Here is a 7,483-nt window from a genome sequence, read left to right on the forward strand (position 1 = left end):
TGGCCGCGGCGACGCCGGCGATGGAGCGGCGCGCCAGCCCCTGGCCGGTGCGGGCGGCGGCGCAGCAGGCGCGGCTCGGCCTGCCGCCGCTGCCGGTGACCGCCATCGGGTCCTGGCCGCAGACCGCCGAGGTGCGGTCGCTGCGCGCCCGGCTCGCGCGCGGCGGGATCGACCAGGCCGGCTACGACGCCGAGATGGAGCGGCTGACGGCCGAGGCCGTCCGCTGGCAGGAGGAGATCGGCGTCGACGTGCCGGTGCATGGCGAGTTCGAGCGCAACGACATGGTGAAGTATTTCGGCGAGCAGCTCGCGGGCTACGCCTTCACCAGGCATGGCTGGGTGCAGAGCTATGGCAGCCGCTGCGTCGCGCCGCCGATCATCTGGGCCGATGTCTCCCGCCCGGCGCCGATGACGGTGCGCTGGTCGGCCTATGCGCAGTCGCTGACGGCGAAGCCGATGAAGGGCATGCTCACCGGGCCGGTGACGATGCTGCAATGGTCCTTCGTGCGTGCCGACATCCCGCGCGAGACGGTGTGCCGCCAGATCGCGCTGGCGATCCGCGACGAGGTGGCGGATCTCGAGGCCGCGGGCATCGCCATCATCCAGATCGACGAGCCGGCGATCCGCGAGGGCCTGCCGCTGCGCGCCGCCGACCGCGCCGACTACCTGCGCTGGGCGGTCGCCTGCTTCCGCCTCTCGGCCGGCGCGGTGCGGGACGACACCCAGATCCACACGCACATGTGCTACAGCGAGTTCAACGACATCATCGCCGAGATCGCGGCGATGGATGCCGACGTGATCTCGATCGAGACCGCGCGCAGCGACATGGAGCTGCTGCAGGCCTTCACCGCCTTCGACTACCCGAACGCGATCGGGCCGGGCGTCTGGGACATCCATTCCCCGCGCGTGCCGGCGGCGGCGGAGATGGCGCGGCTCGCGGCCCGCGCGGCCGAGCGCATCCCGCGGGAGCGGCTCTGGCTCAACCCCGATTGCGGCTGCAAGACGCGGGGCTGGGCGGAGGTGCGGCCGGCGATGGCGAACCTGGTCGCGGCGGCGCGGCAGTTGCGCGCCGAGCCGGCATGAGGCGCGGCCCGCATCCCGCCTGCCGGGGCGGGATGCGGGCCGTCGCGGTTGACAGCGGGCGGTGGCGGCCGAGACTGCGCCGGGCGACATCGGGGAGATCCGCGGACCATGGACGCCGACGCAATCGGCTGGCTCGGCGTCGCCGAGCTGGGCAGCCTCTACCGCCGCCGCGAGCTCTCCCCGGTCGAGGTGGTGCGCGCCATCCTGGCGCGGATCGAGCGCGTCGATCCGCGGGTGAATGCGATGATGCGCGTGACACCGGACCATGCCCTGGCCGCGGCGGCGCGGTCCGAGGCGGTGTTCCTGGCCGGCGAGGCCCCGCGGCTGCTGGAAGGCATCCCCGTCACCATCAAGGACCTGCAGCCGACCAAGGGCGTGCGGACCGACTACGCCACGGCGGTGATGCAGGGCACCATCCCCGACGTGGATGCGCCGGTGGTGACGCGGCTGCTGGAGGCCGGCGGCATGATGCTGGGCAAGACCGCCTCGGCCGCCGAATGGGGCTGGAAGGGGGTCAGCGAGGCGCCGATCTCCGGCATCACCCACAACCCCTGGGGCCATGGGCTGAATGCGGGCGCCTCCTCCTCCGGCGCCGGCGTCGCCGCCGCCTGCGGCTACGGGCCGCTGCACCAGGGCGGCGACGGCGCCGGGTCCATCCGCATGCCCGCGGCATTTTCCGGCGTCTATGGGCTGAAGCCGACCTATGGCCGGGTGCCGAGCTGGCCGATCTCGAACAACGACCTCGCCACCCATGTCGGCCCGCTGACCCGCAGCGTGGAGGATGCGGCGCTGATGCTGCAGGCCATCGCCGGGCCGCATCCCTGGGACTTCACCAGCCTGGAAAGCCCGCCGCAGGACTATGCCGGGCAGCTCAAGGCCGCCGACATGAAGGGCAGGCGGATCGCCTATACGCGCGACCTCGGCCATGCCCGGGTGGACCCGGAGGTGGCGGCGGTCGTCGAAGACGCGGTGAAGGCCTTCGCGGCGATGGGCGCGCATGTCGAGGAGGTGACGCCGGACTGGGGCAGGCTGGGCCCCGAGCTGGTCCGCTTCTTCTGGCCGGCGACCTTCACCGCAAGGCTGCGCCACCTGCCGGAATTCGAGAGCCGGATGGATCCCGGCTTCGTCGCCATGATCAAGTCGGCGGCGGACTGGACCGTGCCGCAGTTCATGCAGATGCGGGAACGCCGCTTCGCCTACATCCAGCAGATCCACACCTTCATGGAGGGCTGGGATTTCCTGCTCTCGCCCGCCGTCAGCGTCGCCGCCTTCCCGGCGGACAGGCTGCAGCCGCCGCACTGGCCGCAGCATCCCTGGGACTGGCTGATGTGGGCGGAGTTTTCCTACCCCTTCAACTGGTCCGGCAGCCCGGCGGCGAGCGTCCCTTGCGGCTTCACCCCGGCCGGGCTGCCGGTGGGGCTGCAGATCGTCGGCCGGCGCTTCGACGACCTGGGCGTGCTGCAGGCCAGCGCGGCCTTCGAGGCGGCGCGGCCCTGGGCGCAGCACCGGCCGCCGCTGGCCGCCTGACGCCGGCGGGGCGCCGCCCGCCGGCGGCGGGAGGGTTGGCCGCAGGCGCAGCCGGCGCGCATCGCGTATAAGCGCCGGGCATGCGCCCCATCGACCTTGCCTTGGCCGAAGCCCGCGCCGCCGCCGCGCGCGGGGAGGTGCCGGTGGGTGCCGTGGTCACCGATGCCGCCGGGACGGTGCTGGCGCGCGCCGGCAACGAGGTGGAGGCGCGCCGCGACCCCTCCGCCCATGCCGAGATGCTGGCGCTGCGCGCCGCCACCGCGGCCCGCGGCAACAAGGCGCTGGGCGACTGCACGCTGACCGTGACGCTGGAGCCCTGCCCGATGTGCGCCCAGGCCGCCAGCTTCTTCCGCATCCGCCAGGTGGCCTTCGGCGCCTATGACCCGAAGGGCGGCGGGGTGGAGCATGGCGCGCGGGTCTATGCCGCGCCGAGTTGCCACCATGTGCCGGAGGTGGTGGGGGGTGTGCGCGAATCGGATTGCGCCGCCCTGCTGCGGGCCTTCTTCGCGGCGCGGCGATAGGGCGCGCCCTGGCGCGGCCCCGCTTCGGCGGGGCGCGCAGCCGCCCGATCGCCGAGGCGGTGCCGCAGCGCGGCCTTCGGTTCTGGCGATCCTGGCTTGGCCGCCCCTGGGATGCGGGCGCCGGGGCATGTCCGCCGGGGGTCCGGCGCCAGGGGATCGGATGCCGGTCGGGGTGGCCGGGAAGAAACCATGAAGGCCAAAAGGAGGCTGACCGGCAGGATCACTGTGTTTGGCGCGCATCCGCCATATCGGCGCTGCGCGCGATGCGGCCGGGCGGACTTCCCGACATCGGCCCCGGGTTTCAGGCCTTTGCCGGCTCCACCACCAGCGGCGCGGCCGGCAGATCCGCCTCGGCCACCTCAGCCGGGGGGGATTCGGGTTCCTCGGCCGCCGCGGCCGGCAGGGCCGTGCCGGCGAGGCTGGCGGACAGCAGGAGACGGCGCAGGAAGTCGCCCCAGGGATCGGTGCGCTTGTCCATGCGCGTCACCCCTGGCCCGTCCTGGTGGGATATGCGATCCCGCACGGCATGATCCGTTTCCCTGACTGCGCGGGCAGTATTGCACAACTCGTGTGGCGCAATCACGGCAGAAACAATACTGAATGTTTCTCCGACTCCGGCTTCGATACACTTAGAATTCACGATTGCTGGAGGCCAAGTCCCTGCATCGTCGTGGCGCCGCGGCGTTGCCGCCACGACCGGCCGGTCTAGAACCAGGATCGAATCCATCGAGGAGGATATGCCGCCCATGCCCGCCCGCCGCCGGTTGCTTGCCGCTTCGCTTGCCCTGCCGGGCTTGGTTGCCACCCGCCCGGCCCGGGCCGAGACCTGGCCGTCCCGCCCCGTCCGCATCGTCCTCGCCTATCCCCCCGGCGGCAGCACGGATGTGCTGGCGCGCACACTCGCCGACCGGCTGGCGGTGGCGATCCCGGGACCGGGCTTCGTGGTGGAGAACCGGCCGGGCGGCGCCGCGGTGGTGGGCACCCTGGCGGTGGCGACGGCGCCGGCGGACGGCCACACCCTCGCGCTCGGCAACAACCAGACCCATGCGGCGAATGCCGCCATGGTGCGCGACCTGCCCTACGACCCGGTGGCGGATTTCGCGCCGATCGGCCGGCTGGCCGAGGTGCACCATGCCCTGGTGGTGCCCGCGACCTCCCCTGCGCGGACGCTGGCCGACCTGGCGGCGCGCGGGAAGGGCGGCGGCAGCCTCACCTACGCCTCCTCCGGCGTCGGGTCCGCCAGCCATGTGATCGCCGAGAGCTTCGTGCGGCGGGAGGGGCTGTCCGCCACCCATGTCCCCTATCGCGGCGGCGCCCAGGCGACGACCGACACGGTGGGCGGGGTGGTGGATTTCTTCGTCTCCACCTGGCCGCAGGTGGTGGCGCTGGTGCGGGACGGTCGGCTGCGGGCCCTCGGCATCGGCGCGCCGCGCCGCCTGCCGGAGGTGCCGGACGTGCCGACCTTCGCCGAGGCGGGCGCCCCCGCCCTGGCGGTGGATGCCTGGTTCGGGCTCTGGGGCCCGGCCCGGACGCCGGAGGCAGCGGTGGCGCGGCTGGCGGCCGCGGTGCCGCGCATCCTGGCGGAGCCGGAGATGGTCGGCCGCCTCGGCACGCTGGGCTTCACGCCGGCGCCGCTCGCCCCGGTGGAATTCGCCGCCTTCCAGCGGGCGGAGGTGGCGCGCTGGAAGGGGCTGGTGGAGCTGACCGGGATCCGGCTGGAGGGATGACGCCGGCAGGCAGCGGGCGCCATCCGGGACGCGGCGGCGGCCGCTACAGGTAGCGCCCGCGCTCGAGGATCTCGAGCGTGTATTCCCGGTAGGTCATGCCGAGTTCCTCGGCGCGGGCCAGGCGGCGCAGCGCGATCTCCCGCGGCGCCTTCCAGGCCTGCTTCACCTTCTTCCGCCAGACGAAGCCGCGCCAGGACTCCTCGGGGTCCAGCGGCGGGCCGTTGTTGTGGCCGGGCCGCGGCGGCGGTGCCGCGCTTTCGGGCAGCGGCGGCGGGGATGGATGGCGGCGACGGATGCGCATGGGCGTGATCCTGCAAGCCCTGCGCCAGCCGGTCATCCCTGCTTCTTCTCCCAGCCGCGCTGGCCCTGCTGCCAATAGGAAAGGGCATGGCCGGCCGCCCTGGCCGCGCTCCAGCGCCGGCGGGCGGCTTCCACCGCCGCCTGGTCGGCGCCGTCGAACAGGTCCAGCACCCGGTCGAACAGCGGCAGATGTGCGCTGTCCGCGCCATCCACCAGCACCAGGAAGCGGGCGCGGTTCGGCGCGCCATCCGGCCCCACATCCTCGGCCTGCAGCCAGATCGGCTGGTGTTGCGCCTGCCCCATCGCCGGCGTGCCATGCGGCAACCAATCCGGGTCGGGCGAGAGCCACAGGGCAGCGTCGAGCGCGGCGACGCGTTCCTCGCTGCCGCACAGCACCAGGGCACGGCCGCCGGTCGCCAGCACGCGGCCGAGCAGCTTCGGCAGCGCCTGGTCCAGCGGCGTGCGGGTCAGGTGGTAGAAGGCGATCTCGGCCATGGCGTCGTGACCGCAACTTAGCACACTCCGCGCTGCCGGCCGACGGTGCGCGCGAGGGACTGGGGGCCGCGCCTCCGCCACGACCGAAGGCGATGAGTGCCACGGCCACGCGGCGGGAGAGGCATCGGGCAGAGGGCCGGCGCAGCGCGATGCCGCCGCGCGGCATGCCCGACGCAACCCTGACCGCATCGCATGTGCGCCGGCTCGCCCGATGCCGCCGTCAGCCCCGTGCCACCGGCCAGCGCCCGTGTCTCGCGGCAGGCCCGGGACCGCCCGCCGGTCGAATACCCGGGCGACCATCGCCATGCCCTCCGCTCGCCTTGGCAGGCGGCCAGGGCCGGCGGCGCCTGGCGATGCGCAGCCTCCACCTCCGGTTGGGCGGCGGCCTCCGGCGGCACCGACGCCCGGTCCGCCTGGCCATGATGCGCCGCCAGCATCGGCCGCCATCGCGCCGGCAGCCTCCGGCAAGGCAGCGCCGCAGCGTCGCCGCCACGCCCGGCCTGGACCAAGTCCACGAAGGCCAGGGTCGCGGCATCGCAACCCGGGCTGGCCGCAACGCCGGCCCCGTCGCCCGCCCGTACGGCCCGGCGCCGGGAGTCCGGCGCGGCGCGGTCAGTGCCGCTCGGGATCCTCGAAGAACTGCGCCACCAGCGCGTCCAGCAGGCGCACGCCGAAGCCGCTCGGGCCCCTCGGGCCCAGCGCCGCCGGCTCCGCCCGCTGCGCCACGCCGGCGATGTCGCAATGCGCCCAGGGGATGTCGCCGGCGAATTCCCGCAGGAAGGCCGCGGCATGGCAGGCATCCGGCAGCCGCGTGCCGGTCGCGCATTGCTTCAGGTCGGCGATGTCGCTGCGCAGGTCCTCGCGGTGCCGCTGCCCGATCGGCATGGGCCAGAGCGGCTCGCCCACCGCCTCCCCCGCCGCCGCCACCTGCGCCAGCAGCGCGGCATCGGTGCCGAACAGCCCGGCGCGGTGATGGCCCAGCGCGGTGACGATCGACCCGGTCAGCGTCGCCAGGTCCAGCATGACCTGCGGCTTGAAGCGGCGCGCGACGTGCAGCGCATCCGCCAGCACCAGCCGCCCTTCGGCATCGGTGTCCACCACCTCCACCGTGCGGCCCGCGCCGGTGCGCAACACGTCGCCGGGGCGATAGGCCGCCTCCCCCACCGCGTTCTCGGCCAGGGCCAGCACCGCGATGGCGGGCGCCGGGGACCGCCGCAGGGCAAGCGCCAGCATGGCGCCGGCGCAGGCGGCGGCGCCGGCCATGTCGCCCCGCATCGCCTCCATCCCCTGCGCCGGCTTGATGCTGATGCCGCCGGTGTCGAAGCAGATGCCCTTGCCGACGAAGGCGACGGGCGGCGCGGCATGGCTGCCGCGCCAGCGCAGCACGGCCAGGCGCGGCGGGTTGGCGCTGCCGCCGCCGACCGCGAGCAAGGCGCCCAGCCCCGCCCGCTGCAGCCGCTTGCGGCCCAGCACATCCACGGCGATGCCGTGCTCCGCCAGGGTTTCCAGCCGCGCCGCGAAGGCGCGCGTGGTCAGGTGGTTGCCGGGCTCGGCGGTCAGGTCGCGGGCGAGCAGGCAGCCGCGCAGGCCGGCCTCGGCGCGGGCCCAAGCCGGCGCGACCGCCCTCGGGCTGTCCACCAGCAGGTCGAGCGAGGCGAGCGCCGTCCCATCCGGCCGGCGGTGGCGGTCGAAGCGCCAGGCGCGCAGGCAGGCGCCGACGGCCAGCGCCGCCGCGGCATCGGGCGGCAGGCCGCGGGCGTCCAGCGTCAGGCGCTTGCGCTGGGCCGCGCCGGCGGCGGCGGTGCCGCCCGCCACTTCCCAGTCCAGCGGG

Annotated in this window: 8 protein-coding genes; 4 read left to right on the top strand and 4 right to left on the bottom strand. The window is 74.6% G+C overall.

Annotated features, from left to right (window positions below):
- From metE to E2C05_RS26120, 3 genes are all read left to right on the top strand, one after another.
- A partial coding sequence (gene metE / locus E2C05_RS26110; protein ID WP_133222588.1) for a 5-methyltetrahydropteroyltriglutamate--homocysteine S-methyltransferase occupies window positions 1-1,082 on the top strand: 1,082 nt, incomplete at its 5' end.
- Window positions 1,083-1,190: 108 nt separating this feature from the next.
- A complete protein-coding gene (locus E2C05_RS26115) occupies window positions 1,191-2,609 on the top strand; it encodes an amidase (RefSeq protein ID WP_133222589.1) in 1,419 nt (472 codons plus the stop codon).
- 80 nt (window positions 2,610-2,689) lie between these two features.
- Window positions 2,690-3,130, top strand: coding sequence for a nucleoside deaminase (locus E2C05_RS26120; RefSeq protein WP_192912524.1), 441 nt, complete (start codon window positions 2,690-2,692; stop codon window positions 3,128-3,130).
- 301 nt (window positions 3,131-3,431) lie between these two features.
- Here E2C05_RS26120 and E2C05_RS26125 read toward each other — a convergent pair whose 3' ends face one another.
- A complete protein-coding gene (locus E2C05_RS26125; protein WP_158292376.1) occupies window positions 3,432-3,608 on the bottom strand; it encodes a hypothetical protein in 177 nt (58 codons plus the stop codon).
- A 268-nt stretch (window positions 3,609-3,876) separates the two neighbouring features.
- Between E2C05_RS26125 and E2C05_RS26130 the strand changes: the two genes are divergently transcribed.
- Window positions 3,877-4,857 (top strand): Bug family tripartite tricarboxylate transporter substrate binding protein, encoded by a 981-nt coding sequence (locus tag E2C05_RS26130; protein WP_133222591.1) that lies wholly within the window; start codon window positions 3,877-3,879, stop codon window positions 4,855-4,857.
- A gap of 43 nt (window positions 4,858-4,900) precedes the next feature.
- Here the strand turns inward: E2C05_RS26130 and E2C05_RS26135 are convergent, their stop codons facing one another.
- The 3 genes from E2C05_RS26135 to E2C05_RS26145 all read right to left on the bottom strand — a co-directional run.
- Complete coding sequence (locus tag E2C05_RS26135) at window positions 4,901-5,158, bottom strand: hypothetical protein (RefSeq protein ID WP_240046896.1); 258 nt, start codon at window positions 5,156-5,158, stop codon at window positions 4,901-4,903.
- A gap of 32 nt (window positions 5,159-5,190) precedes the next feature.
- The gene (locus E2C05_RS26140) at window positions 5,191-5,652 is read right to left on the bottom strand and encodes a DNA polymerase III subunit chi (RefSeq protein WP_133222592.1); all 462 of its coding nucleotides are present in this window, start codon (window positions 5,650-5,652) and stop codon (window positions 5,191-5,193) included.
- Between the two features lie 612 nt (window positions 5,653-6,264).
- The coding region (locus E2C05_RS26145; RefSeq protein ID WP_133222593.1) for a leucyl aminopeptidase family protein at window positions 6,265-7,483 on the bottom strand (1,219 nt) is incomplete at its 5' end.

The organism is Paracraurococcus ruber, assembly GCF_004353985.1.
Lineage (GTDB): Bacteria > Pseudomonadota > Alphaproteobacteria > Acetobacterales > Acetobacteraceae > Paracraurococcus > Paracraurococcus ruber.